This is a genomic window from Tahibacter amnicola, assembly GCF_025398735.1.
Taxonomy (GTDB): domain Bacteria; phylum Pseudomonadota; class Gammaproteobacteria; order Xanthomonadales; family Rhodanobacteraceae; genus Tahibacter; species Tahibacter amnicola.
The window spans coordinates 778,947-794,746 of the sequence record NZ_CP104694.1 but is presented as its reverse complement, the minus strand read 5'-3'; the positions used below and the strand labels follow the sequence as shown (position 1 = coordinate 794,746).

The 15,800-nt window shown below is 65.7% G+C and carries 17 protein-coding genes; 9 read left to right on the top strand and 8 right to left on the bottom strand.

The genetic code is table 11. The annotated features are described in order from the left end of the window. Positions 1-3: 3 nt before the first annotated feature. A complete protein-coding gene (locus N4264_RS03270) occupies positions 4-762 on the bottom strand; it encodes a hypothetical protein (protein ID WP_261695646.1) in 759 nt (252 codons plus the stop codon). A 198-nt stretch (positions 763-960) separates the two neighbouring features. Between N4264_RS03270 and N4264_RS03265 the strand changes: the two genes are divergently transcribed. Next, entirely contained in the window at positions 961-1,491 is a 531-nt protein-coding gene (locus N4264_RS03265) for a right-handed parallel beta-helix repeat-containing protein (protein WP_261695645.1), read from the top strand. After that, positions 1,488-2,948 (top strand): DUF7452 domain-containing protein, encoded by a 1,461-nt coding sequence (locus N4264_RS03260; protein WP_261695644.1) that lies wholly within the window; start codon positions 1,488-1,490, stop codon positions 2,946-2,948. The genes N4264_RS03265 and N4264_RS03260 overlap by 4 nt, the downstream gene beginning before the upstream one ends. Before the next feature lie 110 nt (positions 2,949-3,058). Here the strand turns inward: N4264_RS03260 and N4264_RS03255 are convergent, their stop codons facing one another. Both N4264_RS03255 and ygiD read right to left on the bottom strand, forming a co-directional pair. After that, positions 3,059-4,279 carry a GNAT family N-acetyltransferase gene (locus tag N4264_RS03255; RefSeq protein ID WP_261695643.1) on the bottom strand — a complete coding sequence of 407 codons (1,221 nt, stop codon included), beginning with the start codon at positions 4,277-4,279 and terminating at the stop codon, positions 3,059-3,061. Positions 4,280-4,333: 54 nt separating this feature from the next. Beyond that, positions 4,334-5,110, bottom strand: a complete 777-nt coding sequence (gene ygiD / locus N4264_RS03250; RefSeq protein WP_261697567.1) for a 4,5-DOPA-extradiol-dioxygenase — start codon at positions 5,108-5,110, stop codon at positions 4,334-4,336. A 307-nt stretch (positions 5,111-5,417) separates the two neighbouring features. Between ygiD and N4264_RS03245 the strand changes: the two genes are divergently transcribed. Next, complete coding sequence (locus tag N4264_RS03245) at positions 5,418-6,110, top strand: outer membrane beta-barrel protein (RefSeq protein ID WP_261695642.1); 693 nt, start codon at positions 5,418-5,420, stop codon at positions 6,108-6,110. 74 nt (positions 6,111-6,184) lie between these two features. Here the strand turns inward: N4264_RS03245 and N4264_RS03240 are convergent, their stop codons facing one another. After that, entirely contained in the window at positions 6,185-6,799 is a 615-nt protein-coding gene (locus N4264_RS03240; protein ID WP_261695641.1) for a DUF1579 domain-containing protein, read from the bottom strand. A gap of 149 nt (positions 6,800-6,948) precedes the next feature. Here N4264_RS03240 and N4264_RS03235 point away from each other — a divergent pair, with 149 nt between their 5' ends. From N4264_RS03235 to N4264_RS25760, 6 genes are all read left to right on the top strand, one after another. After that, the gene (locus N4264_RS03235; protein ID WP_261695640.1) at positions 6,949-8,865 is read left to right on the top strand and encodes a vWA domain-containing protein; all 1,917 of its coding nucleotides are present in this window, start codon (positions 6,949-6,951) and stop codon (positions 8,863-8,865) included. 122 nt (positions 8,866-8,987) lie between these two features. Further along, positions 8,988-9,929, top strand: coding sequence for an allantoinase PuuE (gene puuE, locus N4264_RS03230; RefSeq protein ID WP_261695639.1), 942 nt, complete (start codon positions 8,988-8,990; stop codon positions 9,927-9,929). Then, a complete protein-coding gene (uraD, locus tag N4264_RS03225) occupies positions 9,926-10,432 on the top strand; it encodes a 2-oxo-4-hydroxy-4-carboxy-5-ureidoimidazoline decarboxylase (RefSeq protein ID WP_261695638.1) in 507 nt (168 codons plus the stop codon). Before puuE ends, uraD begins: the two co-directional genes overlap by 4 nt. 17 nt (positions 10,433-10,449) lie before the next feature. Further along, the gene (gene alc / locus N4264_RS03220; RefSeq protein ID WP_261695637.1) at positions 10,450-11,463 is read left to right on the top strand and encodes an allantoicase; all 1,014 of its coding nucleotides are present in this window, start codon (positions 10,450-10,452) and stop codon (positions 11,461-11,463) included. Then, positions 11,460-11,990 (top strand): ureidoglycolate lyase, encoded by a 531-nt coding sequence (locus N4264_RS03215; protein ID WP_261695636.1) that lies wholly within the window; start codon positions 11,460-11,462, stop codon positions 11,988-11,990. The genes alc and N4264_RS03215 overlap by 4 nt, the downstream gene beginning before the upstream one ends. 46 nt (positions 11,991-12,036) lie before the next feature. Next, complete coding sequence (locus N4264_RS25760) at positions 12,037-12,222, top strand: helix-turn-helix domain-containing protein (RefSeq protein ID WP_425508307.1); 186 nt, start codon at positions 12,037-12,039, stop codon at positions 12,220-12,222. Between the two features lie 282 nt (positions 12,223-12,504). On the opposite strand, the gene N4264_RS03210 is transcribed toward N4264_RS25760, so the two are convergent. The 4 genes from N4264_RS03210 to N4264_RS03195 all read right to left on the bottom strand — a co-directional run bounded on the left by N4264_RS03210 (position 12,505) and on the right by N4264_RS03195 (position 15,691). Then, on the bottom strand, positions 12,505-12,828 hold the full coding sequence (locus tag N4264_RS03210; RefSeq protein WP_261695635.1) for an alpha-ketoglutarate-dependent dioxygenase AlkB: 324 nt from the start codon (positions 12,826-12,828) through the stop codon (positions 12,505-12,507). Positions 12,829-12,962: 134 nt separating this feature from the next. Continuing rightward, a complete protein-coding gene (locus N4264_RS03205) occupies positions 12,963-14,183 on the bottom strand; it encodes a urate hydroxylase PuuD (protein WP_261695634.1) in 1,221 nt (406 codons plus the stop codon). A 9-nt stretch (positions 14,184-14,192) separates the two neighbouring features. Beyond that, entirely contained in the window at positions 14,193-14,546 is a 354-nt protein-coding gene (gene uraH, locus N4264_RS03200) for a hydroxyisourate hydrolase (RefSeq protein ID WP_261695633.1), read from the bottom strand. Between the two features lie 83 nt (positions 14,547-14,629). Next, complete coding sequence (locus tag N4264_RS03195) at positions 14,630-15,691, bottom strand: adenosine deaminase (protein WP_261695632.1); 1,062 nt, start codon at positions 15,689-15,691, stop codon at positions 14,630-14,632. Between the last annotated feature and the right edge of the window lie 109 nt (positions 15,692-15,800).

The window sequence follows — 15,800 nt, the reverse complement described above, 5'->3', positions numbered from 1 at the left end:
CGGTCACGGCTCGCTTTCTGCCGGCGCCAGCTGGCCACCCGGCAGGATGCGCCGCGACGCGGGAACGAGTTCACGCAGATAGGCGGCGTAGTCGACCACGGTGGGCTCCTCGCTCTTGACCGCGTCCAGGGCGCGGGAAAGCGCGGACAAATCCGCATCGGCCTGTGCGGCCTTGCCGAACTCGCGCTCATAGTTCGCGGCAACAAAGAGGTACTCGAGCCGTCGCTGCGTATCGAGCATCCCCTGGGCCAGTTCCTGGCGGATCAGTCCGAGCGCCTGTCGTCGCAGCGTCGTGGCCCGGGTGTAGTCGCCGTCGCGCTCGTAGTGCACTGCCAGCACGCGCTGCAGCTGAATCTGCTTCTTTGCGTCCATCTCGCGCATGCCATAGATGCCTTCGAGCAGGGCCAGCTTCTGCGCCGGGCCCAGGTGCAATGCAGGATCGTAGACCTTGGCCAGGTGCACGCCCACACGCATCCGCTCGGATTCGGTGAGTGTTTCAAAATCGCCGATCAGCGCGGCAAACCCCGATTTCGCGCAGAACCAGATGCCCGTTTCGTCGATTTGCGGCCAGAACACCTGGTCGTACTTCGACGGCCACTGGTAGACATAGGAACCATAGCTGGCCGGCTCGGAGACCTCGCACGTCGCACCGGGGCGGATAGGATCCTCGACCGTGAGCGACGACCAGGTGGTGGCCATCGCCGGTACGCCGGCAACCATTGCCAGCATTGCCAGCAGCCTCGTCTTCCAACTCGCTTTCATCGTCTCACCGCAATGGTCGCGACAGGGCCCGGCTTCCCCGTCCAGGCGCAATCGGCGCCATTGTGGCGGCAAGCGTGGCCAGCGCTCAACCGGCACACCTTGCCGTACGAGCTGGACCACTTGCGTAGCAGGTGCTGCGCCATGTCGCTTCCACGCCAGCTGGCCCGTCTACGGAGCAAACCCCCTGGAACATCCCTCGTGAAAAAGAACAAGAACCTGACCCCGTTGCTGGCACTGTGCGCCTCGCTCGCCAGCCCACTGGCGCTGGCGCAAAGCTGGCCCGGTACGGCGCCGTGCGATACCACGCTGCAGGCCTGCATCAATGCGGCACCCAGCGGCGGCATCGTGCATGTGCGCACGAATGCCATCATTGACGAATCGCTCCACATCGACAAATCCCTCCACCTGATAGCGGTTGACGGTTATCGTCCGGTACTGGCGGCAGGCCGCACCATTGGCGTCGGCTACTACCAGCTCTCGTCCGGCCATATTGAGATCTCGGGCTTTACCCTGCTGGGCGGCAGCGTCCGCGCCTATGCGGGTGCCGATGCGACGGTGGTACTGCGGCGACTGGTGGTGCACACCGCGTCCGGCGTCGATCCGGCCATCACGGTGTCCAGCATGGGCGAGGCGTTCGTCCGCTACGACATCGGCGAGAACCTCGTCCGCATGGGGGGCGACATCAGCGCGAACGCTGTTTCAGTCTCCCCCTCAACCAGGGCCGCATGACGGGCGATATTCACGACAACCGCATCTACGTCGACGGCAGCACCAGCGTCGACGGCGTGATCGTAGGCATGCGCACCGGCGACAGCTACGTCCGCATCTATGGCAACCACGTGCGCGGACGTCTGGCCACGGGCATCAGCGTGAACGCGATGAACCCCGCCCTCACCGCCAAGGCCATCGTCGTCTCGAACGCAGTGCAACGCACTGCGCCGGCGCAGTACGAGCAGGGCATCGCCGTGACGCAGTTTGGCCAGGGATCAATGTCGGCGAAGGTCCTGAACAATACAGCCGTGGGATTCGGCAATGGCGTCTCCTTCAACGGGCGCTTCGATGCCGATTTCTTCAACAATATCGTCGCGTACAACGCGCAGCGTGGCTTCCATATCCAGGACGCCCAGGTGAACGAAAACCACAACCTGTACTTCGGCAACGGTGGATCGACGCCGCCGCTCGGGCCCGACACGCTCACGCTGAACCCGCTATTCGCCGACGGCACCCACGACCTGCGACTGTCTCCCGGATCACCCGCCATCGGCGCCGGTGACGACATCGTGCTGCGCAGCCTGTACCAGGAAGAAGCGTTGCCGCAGATCGATGCCGACGGCCTGCGCCGCTTCAAGCACCGCGACGCGGATACCGATCCGGATATCGGCGCCTTTGAATTCGGCGACGCCTCGCTCATCCATCGCGTACGTGCCTTCAACACGACCGGCAACGCCAGCGCGATGAGCGATCCGCTGCTCCAACAGGCCGACCAGACACCCCTGCTCACGCCCAGCCTCGCTCCGGATACCTTCCGGGCGAATGCCGACCCGGTCGTCGCCGGCGTGGACTTCTCCGGTGGCACTTTCCGCGTCGTCAACGAAGGCGGCGGTTCGCTGGCCGCCGGCTCCGCCTATCATGTCTTCGTTCCGGCTGCCGGCCGCGGTCGATCGTTGCATCTGAATGCCGGTGGCGAAGCGTCGTACAGCTCGGATGTCGACATCCACGACGCAGATCTGTTCGGCTACCTGCTGCTGTTGTCCCATCGCGCCGGCATCAGCGGCCAGCTGCCGCATGTCGCGGGCTTTGGATCGGGCATCCTGATGCCTCAGATCTACACACTAGACTATTTCCCTATTCCGCAGAACCAACAGTTCCACATCTACTCGCAGGATCCGAGCATCGCCGCTGACAACCTGGTGCGTGACGATTCGCTGGCCGGCCCAGCCTTCCCGATCAGCCACCCGCTGACCGACGGCGATCCGTGCGCACGGATCTATGTCACGCCCGCAGCGAACTGGAGCAATGCCAAGCCAGTCGGCGTCGACTTCGACCAGCAGTCCGCGCGGTGGATCATCCGCAACCTCGACGGCAGTGCCATCCCCACGGGCGCGGAATTCAACCTGCTGGTCGATGAAGCCGCGGGCGCGCTGTGTCGCCGCGATCACGTATTCCACGACGATTTCGGCGCCTGACGCCACCGTTCAAGAGGGCGCCGTGCGCCGGTCGCAGTCGCGAGTGACGCGCCCGGCACCTGGAGAGGCGACGCCCTCGGCCCTTCCCGCGCCAAACGGGAAGGGTTTTTTTACTCCTTGGCGGCCTTGAAGGGCCGCCGCTCCGGCGCTTCGCCGGGCTGCACGCGGCCGAAAATCCCGCGCACGAGCGCGTTGACCGCCGGCACGCGATGCCGCAGCCACACATGACTGGCATGCGCCACGGCGCCCAGCGAGGCTTTGGGTTCCGCCGCCGTGCGCCCGAAGCTCAGTTCGGAGCAGCCCAGTTCAATCGCGTCTTCGATCAGCGTCTGCAGCAGACGCAGGTACAACGGCACGTTGGCGTTCACGCCATAATCGAAACCCACGTAGTAACCCAGCGCGCGATCACCGTCCTTGACGGTACTCATGAAGCCGACGATCTCGCTGTCGTTGCGAATCAGCGTACAGCGGAAGCGCTGCGGCCCGGCGCACTGCGACAGGGCGCCGAAATAGCCCTGCGGTAGCGCGGAAAGGCGCGTACTGGCGCGGCTCTCCACTTCGGTGTACAGCGCATGGATGCGCGCATCGTGCGCGGCCGCATCGGCGTTTCGCTCGACCCGGTAGCCCGCCTCTTCGACCTGCTTGATGACCTTCCGCGCCTTGCTGCGGTAGTTCGAGTTCAGGTCTGCCAGGTAGTCCTCGAACCGCTTCCAGCCCGGACGGATCGGCATGGCCATTTCCGGCTCTGTCTGCATCGGCCGGTAGCTGAAGTCGCGCAGGCTGGTCGCCGCGCCGGTGCGGGCTTCGTCCAGGTCCTTGATCATCACGTAGTCGACCTGGCCGTGGAGCCGGTCGGCCCGCCGGATGCGGTACAGGGCTTCGGCGACACCGTGCCAGAGCAATTCATCAGGCTCGCCGGCAGCGAATGCGATGCCGTGAAACCCACTGGAAACCAGGCTGCCGCAGACCAGCAGCCGCGTGCGGATCTGCTCCAGCGCCTTCCTGCGCACCTTGGAGTCCGGCAAGTTGGCCAGCTGGTCGCCCCCGATCTCCAGGATCTGCGCGGCGACGGCGACGATCGGTCGGCCCTGGCTGTAGACCAGGGCGTAGCGCTGCTGCATGCCAGCCGGGCTGTGGGTTTCCAGCAGGCGGCGGTAGTCGCGGGACATGAAAAACGATGCGCTTTGCGCCAGTGCGTCCCAATGCGCCGGATTGAGGAAGTCGATGCGGTCGGCCAGCGCGCAATCCAGTCCACTGGGCCGCGCGCGGCGCTCGTGCCGGTCGATGGCCGCCTTGATCTGGTCAACCGCGTTCTGGAAGGGCTTGGGCATGGCGTGCTCCGGAAGGACGCGCCATTGTACGGCCCGCCTCGACCGGCGTCCGGATCAGGCGGCGCGCGCGAACCGCACCGAACGCATCGAGATGGATCCCATGTCGAAGCCGGTGACCGGGAAATCAAGCGCGTCGTCGGCCCGCGCGGCACCGACCGCGTAGAGCAACGGCAGGAAATGGTCCGGCGTCGGGTGGGCCTGGCGTCCGTCGACGCTGCCCAGGGCGCAGAGCAGGAAGTCCTGGTCACCGTTCTGCAGGGCCGCAGCTGCCGCGGTATCGAAGCGCTGCGCCCAGTCAGGCGTACAGATGTCGCCATTGCGGTGCGCCCGGAGCGCGTGCGCCAGGTTGTGGACCAGGTTGCCGCTGGCAAGGATCAACACCCCGTCGTCGCGCAAGGGTGACAACTGCCGGCCCAGTTCGACGTGGTCGCGTGGGGCCAGGCGCATATCCAGGCTCAACTGGACCACCGGCACGGCCGCCTCGGGAAACAGATGGCACAACACGCTCCAGCTGCCGTGGTCCAGGCCCCACTCGGTGGTGGCATCGACACGGCCACCGGTCAGGGCGACTACCTGCCGTGCCAGCGCCGGGTCGCCCGGCGCCGGATAGCGCATTTCGTACAGGGCCGGCGGGAATCCGCCGAAGTCGCGCAGGGTTTCCGGCGCGGCCTGCGCGGTGACGAAGCTGCCCGATTCGTACCAGTGCGCCGAAACCACCAGGATCGCGCGCGGCACTGGCAGCTGCCGCCCCAGCTCGCGCAGCGCGCGGCTCCAGTAGTTGTCCGTGATGGCGTTCATCGGCGATCCGTGTCCGATGAAAAGTACCGGCATTGTCTGCGTCGGCGAACTCATGCCCATCAACCTGCCTGTGAGGGAACGGCGCGCCCGGCAATGGTAAACCGCACCGGGCCACCGCACGACAGCAAGAAGCGGGCCCGACGTTCGCCCCCCTACCCCGGCGGGGTGCCGCCGACCCCGCCCTTTCGCGCCACTGGTCGGCTATTTCGACCAGAAAAGTGGACCTCCCCGGCCCGCCGGCGAGACGACCCGCTCGGGCGGGCCGACCTGCTACATTTCGCGCCGCCACGACCGGCCGGATGGCGCGACCGTGTCGCGAAAGTCACAAATGGAGAACATCATGAATACACCCCGACTCTTGCTGATTCTTGCCACGACGCTCGCAGCGGGCGCAGCACAGGCGAACGACCCGGGCTTCTATGTCGGTGGCGGACTGGGCCAGGCCAGCTATGACGACACGCTCGCCGGCCAGGTCTACGGCGCGTACCGCAACCATCCGACGCTCGCCTACCAGGCCGCGAACCTGGTCGATGACGAGGATCAAACCTGGAAAGCCTTCGCCGGCTATCGCTTCCTGCCCTGGCTGGGCGTCGAACTGGCCTGGAACGACCTGGGCGAGGTGACCAGTTTCTACAGCGTGCGCGCCAGCAATGTCACCGGCGGTACCGCCACTTACGATGGCACCTACGAGATCAAGGGCGTCAGTCTCGCCCTGTTCGGCGACTGGGAATTCACCGACCGGTTCTCCGGCATCGTCCGTGCGGGCCTCTTCAATGCGGAAACGGATTACCGCGAATCCGGCCTCGATCCGCTGGGCCGTCCGCGCAGCTTCCGCGCCCCCGATGACAGCAGCACCGAAGCTTTCTACGGCCTGGGCCTGAACTGGCGCGTCACGCCGTCATGGGACCTGCGTCTGGACTGGGATCGCTACCTGGACATCGGCAACCAGTTCGAGCTGACCGAGACCGGCAATGGCCGTTTCGAGCAGATCGACGTGCTGTCGCTCAACGTGGCCTATCGCTTCGGCCAGTAAACGATCGGCAGGAACGTCTGGCCCAGGGCCAGACGTTCCCCGGACGGGATCGCGCAGCATCCCGTCCACTGCGTTCAGAGGCGTGAGTACTCGATCTGCATGGTCTTGGCTTCCTTGCCGTCATGCGTCTCGTACGATTCAAACACGTAGTGCTTGTCGTCGACGATGCGTGATACCTGGCGCATTTTCACCACGGTCGATGGCTTCATCGGATCGGGCATCTCACCGTGGTAGGTGTAGGTCTTCCTGGCCGCATCGTAGGTCCCCGACCCCACCCAGATACCGGTCGACATCGAGTCGATCCAGGTCACGTAATGCTTGTTCTTCAGGTTGTCGAAACCGATGAGACCTTCACCGGTGAACGGCTGTCCCTGATAATTACCCTTGTACACCATGTGCAGGTAGCGCCCGTCAAAGCGCGGCTCCACCGTTGCCTTCGCGCTGTCGGTCACGGGATCGGCTTTCGGATCCATCCAGAAAGTCGCCTTTGCATCCCAGTTGCCGGCGAAATACGCCAGTTGCTTGTGTTCTTCGCGCACCGCGCCCATTTTCTCGTAGGCCTCCATCATGGCCTTCTGCTCGGGCGACATCTCCGGCGGTGCGGCCGCCGCTTTTTTCTCCTCGGCCGCGATAGCCATTCCTGCCAGCGTGAGTACCAGACTTCCTGCGAGCACGATCGTCTTGGTCATTGGCGTCTCCTTGAGCCCTCCAGGGGCCGGGCAATGCTACTCCTGTCGGCAACAGGGCAAGTCAAGGATTCGATAACACCGGCTCAAACCCCGCCGCCCCGGCTACCGCGTTGCATTCGCCACCCTCGACCGACACGGAGCTCACGGCCATGCGTAGTACCGCCCTATCCCTCGCCATCGCCACTGCCATGACCGTATTCCTGGCCGGTTGCGCCGAACAGCGAACCAACGCCTCGTCCGACAAGAACCGGGCTTCCGACCGGGAACTGGCCGATGAAAAGCAGTCTGCGGCCAAGCTCAAGAAGGCGGAAATCGTGGGCAAGGAATTGCGCGGCGACATCGCCGCAAACGACGCCACCCGCGGCGCCACGGCCGGCGAGCAGCGGGCTGAACCGCAGCGCCGCGCCAAGGATGACGCCGATGCCTTGTCCACGGCGGCCGCGGTGACCGTACCCGCGCCGGTCGTCACCGAAGAAAGCGTGGCCGCCGCGCCCCCGCCGCCGGCCGAACCAAAACGCGTGCTGGCCAAGCCCGCATCCATTGCCCCCGCTCCCGGCATCGTTGCCGGCATGGCCGGCGGCCGCATCGCCACGTCCGAAGCCCCGCGTGACGCGCAGATTGCCAACACCGAGAAATACCAGGACCACGCCGACAATCCGGTCCTGCGCACCGCCGAGACGCCAGTTTCAACCTTCTCCATCGATGTGGATACCGGCAGCTATACGAACGTCCGCCGCATGCTGCGCGCCGGCCAGTTGCCGCCGGCCGACGCGGTCCGCGCCGAGGAGTTCATCAACTATTTCGACTATGCCTACGCACCACCCGCCACCCGCGAAACGCCCTTCAGCGTGACCACCGAGCTGGCCGCGGCGCCGTGGAACGCCAACCGCAAGCTCATGCTGGTGGGCATCAAAGGCTATGAGCTTCCGGCCGCGTCGATGCCGGCGTCCAACCTCGTCTTCCTCATCGATACCTCCGGTTCGATGAACGATGCCGACAAGCTGCCGCTCCTGCGCGAAGCCTTCAAGCAGATGGTGCCGAACCTGCGCGCGCAGGATCGCGTCTCGATAGTGGTGTATGCCGGCAGCGCGGGCCTGGTGCTTCCGCCCACGCGGGGCGACCAGCATGCCCGCATCATCGCGGCGCTCGACAGCCTGTCGGCGGGCGGTTCCACCAACGGCGGACAAGGTATCCAGCTGGCGTATACAACCGCCAAGCAGGTATTTATCAAGAATGGCATCAATCGCGTCGTGCTCGCGACGGATGGAGACTTCAACGTCGGCACCACGGACCTGGAAGCGCTCAAGACCCTCGTGACCAACGAGCGCAAGTCCGGCGTGGCGCTGACCACGCTGGGTTTTGGCCGCGGCAACTATAACGACGAACTCTCCGAGCAGCTGGCCGACATCGGCAACGGCAACCACGCCTACATCGACAATCTGATGGAGGCGCGCAAGGTGCTCGTGGAAGAAGTGGGTTCGACGCTGATGACCATCGCCAAGGACGTGAAGATCCAGGTGGAATTCAACCCGCGCCTGGTGGCCGAGTATCGCCTCATCGGCTACGAAAACCGCCAGCTGCGCCGTGAGGATTTCAACAACGACAAGATCGACGCCGGCGAGATCGGCGCCGGTCACGACGTGACGGCCCTGTACGAACTGACCCTGGTCGGCGACGCTGATACGCAGATTGATGCCTTGCGCTACGCCGCACCGGATGCCAAGGCGGAGGGCTCGAAGTCCGACGAACTCGCCTTCGTCAAGCTGCGCTACAAGCAGCCGGATGCCGACAGCAGCCAGCTGATCAGCCGGGCGGTGAAACGATCGGATATGGCAGAGAACGCGAGCGAGCGCCTGCGTTTCGCGGCGGCCGTGGCCGCCTTCGCCGATTCGCTGCGCGGCGGCACGCACCTGGGTCAGTTCAATCTCGACGCCGTTGCGCGCCTGGCCGACAGCGTGCGCGGCACCGACCGCTTTGGCTATCGCGCCGAATTCGTCGAGCTGGTCCAGGCGGCGCGGTCGCTGCAGCCGACCCAGGCCAGTCCCGCCGTTGCTATCAGCCGCTAGGCCGCTTGCCGGGTAACGCCATGGGGCCCGCTCCGGCGGGCCCCGTTCGTTGGTGTCCCCGGCTTGCGCAAAATGCGTTTCCGTCGCAACACTTGGCGCTGGTCTCATGGACACAGCGCGGCATGGCAGCAAGCTCCCGATATCCCCGCGACCTGGTCGGCTACGGCCGCATACCGCCCCAGGCCAACTGGCCCGGCCGCGCCCGCATTGCGGTGCAGTTCGTCCTCAACTACGAGGAAGGCGGCGAGAACTGCGTGTTGCACGGCGACGCCGGCAGCGAGCAGTTCCTCTCGGAAATCGTCGGTGCCGCCAGTTATCCGGCGCGCCACATGAGCATGGAGTCGATCTACGAGTACGGCTCGCGCGTGGGCGTGTGGCGCATCCTGCGCGAATTCGAGAAACGCGGGCTGCCCCTCACGGTGTTCGGTGTCGCGATGGCAATGCAGCGGCATCCGGAAGTCGTGCATGCCTGCCAGGCCCTCGGCCACGAAATCGCTTCGCACGGATGGCGCTGGATTCACTATCAGAACCTGTCGCCGCAGGAGGAAGCCGACCATCTGCGCCGCGCGGTTGCCATCCATCGCGAATTGACCGGTGATGCCCCGCTGGGCTGGTACACGGGGCGGGACAGTCCCGCGACGCGACGCCTGGTGGTGGAACACGGCGGCTTCGAGTACGACGCCGACTACTACGGCGATGACCTGCCGTTCTGGACCGACGTGGCACTTTCCGACGGCACCACGAAGGCACACCTGGTCGTGCCCTATACCCTCGATGCCAACGACATGCGCTTCGCCACGCCGCAGGGCTTCAACACCGCGCAGCACTTTTTCGACTACCTGCGTGACACCTTTGACGTCCTCTACGCGGAAGGGGCGGAGATGCCGCGGATGATGTCGGTGGGCATGCACTGCCGCCTGCTCGGGCGCCCGGGCCGGTTCATCGCCCTGCAACGCTTTCTCGATCACATTGCGCGCCATGACCGGGTCTGGATCTGTCGTCGCATCGACATCGCGCGGCACTGGAAGGCACAGCATCCCTACGCGCCGGAGACCGCACGATGACACTGGACGACATCAACCGCCTCGACGCCGACACATTCACCGTCTACCTGGGCGGCGTCTACGAGCATTCGCCCTGGGTCGCGCGGCAAGTGAGCCTGCAGCGGCCGTTCGCCTCGTGCGAGGCCCTGCAGCAGGCCATGGCGCGCTGCGTCGCGCTGGCCAGCGACGCGGCCCGGCTGACGCTGATCCGCGCGCATCCGCAGTTGGCCGGCAAGGCCGCCATTCGCGGCGAGCTGACCCCGTCCTCCAGCGCCGAACAACGCGGCGCCGGCCTGGATCTGTGCACGCCAGAGGAGTACGCGCAGATCACCCATCTCAACGACGCCTACCAGGCGAAGTTCGGTTTTCCCTTCATCCTTGCCGTCCGTGGCCATACCCGCCAGAGCGTGATCGAACAGATGCAGCGCCGGCTGGCGCGCGAGCCGGAGGACGAGCTGACCGAGGCACTGGAACAGATCGACCGCATCGCCCAGCTGCGTCTGGCCGACCTTGTACAACCCTGACTGTGTGACGACCGCCAATGGCACTTCCCGCTATCGATCCCGAAGCACCCGAGTTCACCCGCCGCCACGTCAACCTCGCTGACGCCCGCCTGGGCGCCGAGGCGCTGGTGGCCAGCGACGACTTCTTCGCCGCGAAGGAGCGCATGCTCAATCCCGAGCCGGCGATCTTTGTTCCCGGCAAGTACGACACCAACGGCAAGTGGATGGACGGCTGGGAGAGCCGCCGCAAGCGCACCAGCGGCCACGACTGGTGCATCGTGCGCCTGGCCCGCCCGGGACGACTGCACGGCGCGGATCTGGACACCAGCCATTTCACCGGCAATTTTCCGCCCGCCGCCAGCATCGAGGGCTGCTGCGTACCTGGCGGCGAGCCGACGGAACAGACGCCGTGGTTCAGCGTCCTGCCCCCGGTCAACCTCGGCGGTAATCGGCATCACTATTTTCCGCTCGGTGGCGATGCGGTCTGTACGCATGTCCGGGTCAATCTGTTTCCGGACGGCGGGCTGGCGCGGTTGCGCCTCTACGGCACGCCGCAGTTCGACGCGACAGCCGTCGATGCCGACGGACTCATCGACCTTGCCAGTGCCCTGAACGGCGGCACGATCGTCGCCACCAACAACCAGCACTTCGGCCTGGCCACCAGCCTGCTCCTGCCGGGCCGCGGCGTGAACATGGGCGACGGCTGGGAGACGCGACGACGTCGCGAACCCGGCAACGACTGGTGCATCGTCGCGCTGGCCCGACCCGGATTGATCCGCGCCGTCGAAGTCGACACCTGCCACTTCAAGGGCAACTACCCGGATCGCTGCTCCCTGCAGGCCACGCGCGTGCCCGGCGGCACGCCGGAGTCGCTGGTGACGCAGTCCATGTTCTGGCCGGTGCTGCTACCGGAACAGAAGCTGGAGATGGATCGGCAGCACTTCTACGATTCCCAGATCCTCCCGCACGACGCCGTGACGCACGTGCGCTTCAACATCTTCCCCGATGGCGGCGTGTCGCGCCTGCGCCTGCGCGGGATCCCGGCCCCGTGAGCAACCCCCGACCCGATGATGTCCTGGCGCTCGAACCGCTCACGGCCGCCGCCTTCGCCGCGTTCGGCGATGTGATCGAACCGGCATCGGCGCGCCAGGTGTACGCCGTCAACGACGGTACCGCGCAGCGCTTTCATGACCTGGCTCGCGTCGACACCGGCACCGGGGACGGCCACCCCCTGATCAGTATCTTCCGCGCCGAGCCACGCACGCTGCCGATGCCACTGCGATGCGTCGAACGCCACCCCCTGGGCAGCCAGGCCTTCGTGCCGCTGTCCCGTACTCCGTTCATCGTCGTCGTGACCGCCGATCCCCACACTCGCCCCAGGGCCTTCCTGTCGCAGAACGGCCAGGGCGTCAACTACCACCGCGGCACCTGGCACCACCCCTTGATCGCGCTGGAGCAAGTCTCGGACTTCCTGGTCATCGACCGTGGCGGGCCGGGGGACAACTGCGAAGAGGTGGCGTTGAGGCACCGCTGGATGCTGCCGGGTGCCGGAGAACTGCTTTTGCCACCAGCGGCGTAATGCGTCATGAATGACAGGATAGGCCGTCTATCAAAAAGTATGATGTATGCGGCGCAGAGAATCCGACTTCGCCTCGCCGGCGGTAAAGGCAGCGACAAATCACCTGGCCACCCTCGTCAGGCAGGCCCGGCTGGCGCGCGGCTGGTCCCAAGCCGAGCTGGCTGAGGGCGCCCGGTTGAGCACGCCGACACCTCATCGAATCGAGCCTGCGCGACCTGCGGTTTGGGCATGACGTCAGACAGAGTGCTGCACCTCTCAGCCTCAGGGACGCGCAGCGCGCCTGGACAATGCACTTGCCGGTGCAGGGCGGTTCGGATTAATGCCTCCCGCAGCCGCGCAGATCATTGACCGCATCGCTCGCTGCACGCGCGTGTGGCGGGAGACATTTGAATCACTCGGCGTTCCTGACCGCGAGAGCAATCGCGTCCGAACCGCATTCCGTCGCCCCGCAGACATCGGAATGGCGGCGGTTGAAAAGTTTCTCACGTGAGCGGAGGGTATTCGCAAGGGCTCATCACCGCATCGCCCGCAACGTCAGGCTGATGCGCGGGGCCGCATCGGGAACTTTCGGGATGGCGTGGAGCCATTCGGCCTGAATCGCCTGCGACATGTGCAGCAATGACCCGGCGGTGAGTACGAAAACGTGCTCACGCGAGCGGTCTGTCTTGTGCCGGAACACGATCGGGCGGGCGCCGCCCAGCGAGAGGATGCTGATGCCGCTGGCACCGACCAGCAAGGTCACGTCGTCGGAATGGAAGCTGCGCGCATGGCGTGTCCAGTTCCGCCGGAATCGGACAGGCGGGATAGTGCATCTGTGAATAGTTATAAGGGACGCCAAGACTGGCGGTCCGGCGGGCGCGCATGCGCTCGTCCCAGTGCACGGCGCGCTCGACCCGGGCCATCAGCGCGGCAGGATCCGCATGGAACGCCGGGTCAAAGACGACAGCCGGCGGCCCCTCGACGGGTCCTGCATCACGGCCGCGACGCCAGCCACGCCTCGACGACCGACCGCTCCTGGTCCGTCATTCCCGTGAAATTGCCGGGCGGCATCACCTTCAAGGCCACGACCTGTCGGCGTATGAGCTCAGCATGCTTGCGCAGGTCGTCCGGCTGGTCGAACTGCAGGCCCTTGGGGGCGCTGGCAATCATCGAGGGTTTGGCCGAGTGACACTGGATGCAGTGCTTGCCGAGGATCGCCTGCACGGCTTCCGGCGTCGCCACCGCGGGTGTGGCAGCTGGCGCCGGTACCGCCGGCGTTGCCGGCACGGGAACCGCAGGCGCTTTGGCCGCCGCCGGCTCACGCGGCGCCATCATCCCGAACACGGCCAACAGCACGGCGGCCGCCACCGCGAGCAGCCACCAGGCACGTTCGCGGCTGTGCCACACCACGAAGAACTGGCGAATGACCGCACCTGCCGCCATGAACAGCACCAGCACCAGCCAGCTCTGCGGATGCGCATAGGCCGTCGCATAGTGGATGCTCAACATCGCGAACACGACCGGTAGCGTGAAATACGTGTTGTGCACGGAACGCTGCTTGCCGCGTCGCCCGGGAAGCGGATCGGGTGCCTCGCCGCGCGCCAGCGCCGCGACCATGCGCTTCTGGCCCGGAATGATCACGAAGAACACATTCGCCGACATGATCGTCGCCATGCTGGCGCCGACGATCAAGAATGCCGCACGGCCGGAAAAGCACTGCGTCGCGGCATACGTCAGCGCGACTACGTAAACGCCCACGAGCGCGCCGAGCAATGCGTCCCGGAAGCCGACAAGACGGCACAGCAGGTCGTAGACCAGCCATGATCCCGGCAGAAAGGCGATCGCCAGCATCACGGCCTGCGCCGGGGTCCAGGCGGCGACGGCCGGATCGATCAGATAAAGGCCGGGCGATGCCAGGTACAGCATCGCAAACAGGCAGAATCCCGAAATCCACGTCGTATAGGATTTCCATTTTGACCAGTGCAGTTCCTCCGGCATCACCGCGGGCGCCACCAGGTACTTCTGCTTGTGGTAGAAGCCACCGCCATGAACCGACCAGGACTCTCCCGACACGCCGCCGCCACCGACCTTCGGCGGCGTGAGGCCGCGATCGAGCGCCACGAAATAGAACGATTCGCCAATCCACGCGATCGCAGCCACCACGTGCAGCCAGCGCAGCAACAGGCCAACGGCCTCGACCAGATAGGCACTCATGACCGCACCTCAGCTGCCCCGATACGTGCTGTAGCTGTACGGTGACGCCAGGAGCGGCACGTGATAGTGGCTGTCGGCGTCCGCCATTCCGAAGCGCAACGTCACCACGTCGATGAAGGGTGGATCGGCCAGCGCGATACCTGCGCCTTTGAAATACGCACCCAGGTGGAAATCGAGCTCATAGGTACCCGGCAGCAGCGCGGCGCCCGCCAGCAGCGGTTCGTCGCAGCGGCCGTCGACATTGGTGGTGCGCTGCGCCAGCGGCCGGCGCTGGCCGGCGTCGAGGCGGTAGAGATCAATCCGGATGCCTGCGCCAGGCTTGCCCTGCGCGGTATCCAGCACGTGCGTGGTGAGTCTGCCCATGAATCAGCGACGCGATGAAGGGAATGCCGATAGTGACGCCTGCAGCCGCCGCTGTCACGCCTGCCCGGCCCGGGCCAGCCGGCTCAGGCCGGGGCGAAGGTCTGGTCGAAGTAGGCGACCAGTCGTTCCAGGTCGCGGCATTTCTCCTCCGCACTGGCGAAGCTGGCCACGAAACTGTTCTCGGCGAGCCGCCGCGCATGTCCCAGGTTGAGCTGGAGGGCCTGGAAGGTCTCCAGGTAGTTCTGGTTGATATAGCCGCCGAAATAGGCCGGATCGTCCGAGTTGATCGTGGCCACGAGTCCGCGGTCGAGCAGCTCGCGCAGGTTGTGCTGGGCCAGCGTCGGAAATACGCAGAGCTTTATGTTCGATAGCGGGCATACCGTCAGTGGAATGTGCTCGCGCACGAGCCGTTCGACCAGCGCCGGGTCTTTCAACGCCTGCACGCCATGGTCGATCCGCTCCGCGCCGAGCACGTCCAGCGCGCCCCAGATGTAGGCAGGCGGCCCCTCCTCGCCCGCGTGTGCCACGATGCGCAGCCCCAGGCGGCGCGCCTCGGCGAAGACGCGCGCGAACTTCTCCGGCGGGTTACCCAGTTCGCCCGAATCCAGCCCCACGCCGATGAAGCGGCCAATATAGGGCTTGGCCTCCTCCAGCGTGGCGAGGGCTTCGTCCTCGCTCAGGTGGCGCAGGAAGCACAGGATCAATGAAGCACGGATGCCCAGCTCCTGGCGCGCCCGCTCGACGGCCCGGTGCAGGCCATTGATCACGACGGCAAACGGCACACCGCGCATCGTGTGCGTCTGCGGGTCGAAGAACAATTCGGCGTGAATGACGTTGTCGGCGCGCGCGCGCAGAAAGTACGCCCAGGCCATGTCGAAGAAGTCGACCTCCGTCAGCAGCACGCTGGCGCCGGCATAGTAGATATCGAGAAAACTCTGCAAATTGGTAAAAGCGTACGCCGCGCGCAATGCCTCGACACTGGCATAGGGCAGGCTGACGCCATTGCGCTGCGCCATCTGGAATATCAGCTCGGGCTCGAGCGAACCCTCGATATGAATGTGCAACTCCGCCTTGGGCATGCCGCGCAGGAAATCGGCAAGACGGTCGGACAGCATCAGCTCGGTGTGTTGGACGGCTTCGGACATGGGCGCGGCACGGCGGTTGGCTTCGCCGGAGTCTGCACCAAGCCGTGGCCGCCGCCTAGGCGGGTGTTTTGGCGCAGTGCGTCATGGCGGCGGCGCGACAGACATCCGC

What these genes read in the sequence shown, in the direction of transcription:
- N4264_RS03240 (WP_261695641.1), bottom strand. Translation starts at nt 6,799, where the DNA reads ATGACCAAGACGATCGTGCTCGCAGGAAGTCTGGTACTCACGCTGGCA.
- N4264_RS03235 (WP_261695640.1), top strand. Translation starts at nt 6,949, where the DNA reads ATGCGTAGTACCGCCCTATCCCTCGCCATCGCCACTGCCATGACCGTA.
- N4264_RS03205 (WP_261695634.1), bottom strand. Translation starts at nt 14,183, where the DNA reads ATGAGTGCCTATCTGGTCGAGGCCGTTGGCCTGTTGCTGCGCTGGCTG.
- uraD (WP_261695638.1), top strand. Translation starts at nt 9,926, where the DNA reads ATGACACTGGACGACATCAACCGCCTCGACGCCGACACATTCACCGTC.
- N4264_RS25760 (WP_425508307.1), top strand. Translation starts at nt 12,037, where the DNA reads ATGCGGCGCAGAGAATCCGACTTCGCCTCGCCGGCGGTAAAGGCAGCG.
- N4264_RS03270 (WP_261695646.1), bottom strand. Translation starts at nt 762, where the DNA reads ATGAAAGCGAGTTGGAAGACGAGGCTGCTGGCAATGCTGGCAATGGTT.
- uraH (WP_261695633.1), bottom strand. Translation starts at nt 14,546, where the DNA reads ATGGGCAGACTCACCACGCACGTGCTGGATACCGCGCAGGGCAAGCCT.
- N4264_RS03195 (WP_261695632.1), bottom strand. Translation starts at nt 15,691, where the DNA reads ATGTCCGAAGCCGTCCAACACACCGAGCTGATGCTGTCCGACCGTCTT.
- N4264_RS03255 (WP_261695643.1), bottom strand. Translation starts at nt 4,279, where the DNA reads ATGCCCAAGCCCTTCCAGAACGCGGTTGACCAGATCAAGGCGGCCATC.
- puuE (WP_261695639.1), top strand. Translation starts at nt 8,988, where the DNA reads ATGGCAGCAAGCTCCCGATATCCCCGCGACCTGGTCGGCTACGGCCGC.
- N4264_RS03260 (WP_261695644.1), top strand. Translation starts at nt 1,488, where the DNA reads ATGACGGGCGATATTCACGACAACCGCATCTACGTCGACGGCAGCACC.
- ygiD (WP_261697567.1), bottom strand. Translation starts at nt 5,110, where the DNA reads ATGCCGGTACTTTTCATCGGACACGGATCGCCGATGAACGCCATCACG.
- N4264_RS03245 (WP_261695642.1), top strand. Translation starts at nt 5,418, where the DNA reads ATGAATACACCCCGACTCTTGCTGATTCTTGCCACGACGCTCGCAGCG.
- alc (WP_261695637.1), top strand. Translation starts at nt 10,450, where the DNA reads ATGGCACTTCCCGCTATCGATCCCGAAGCACCCGAGTTCACCCGCCGC.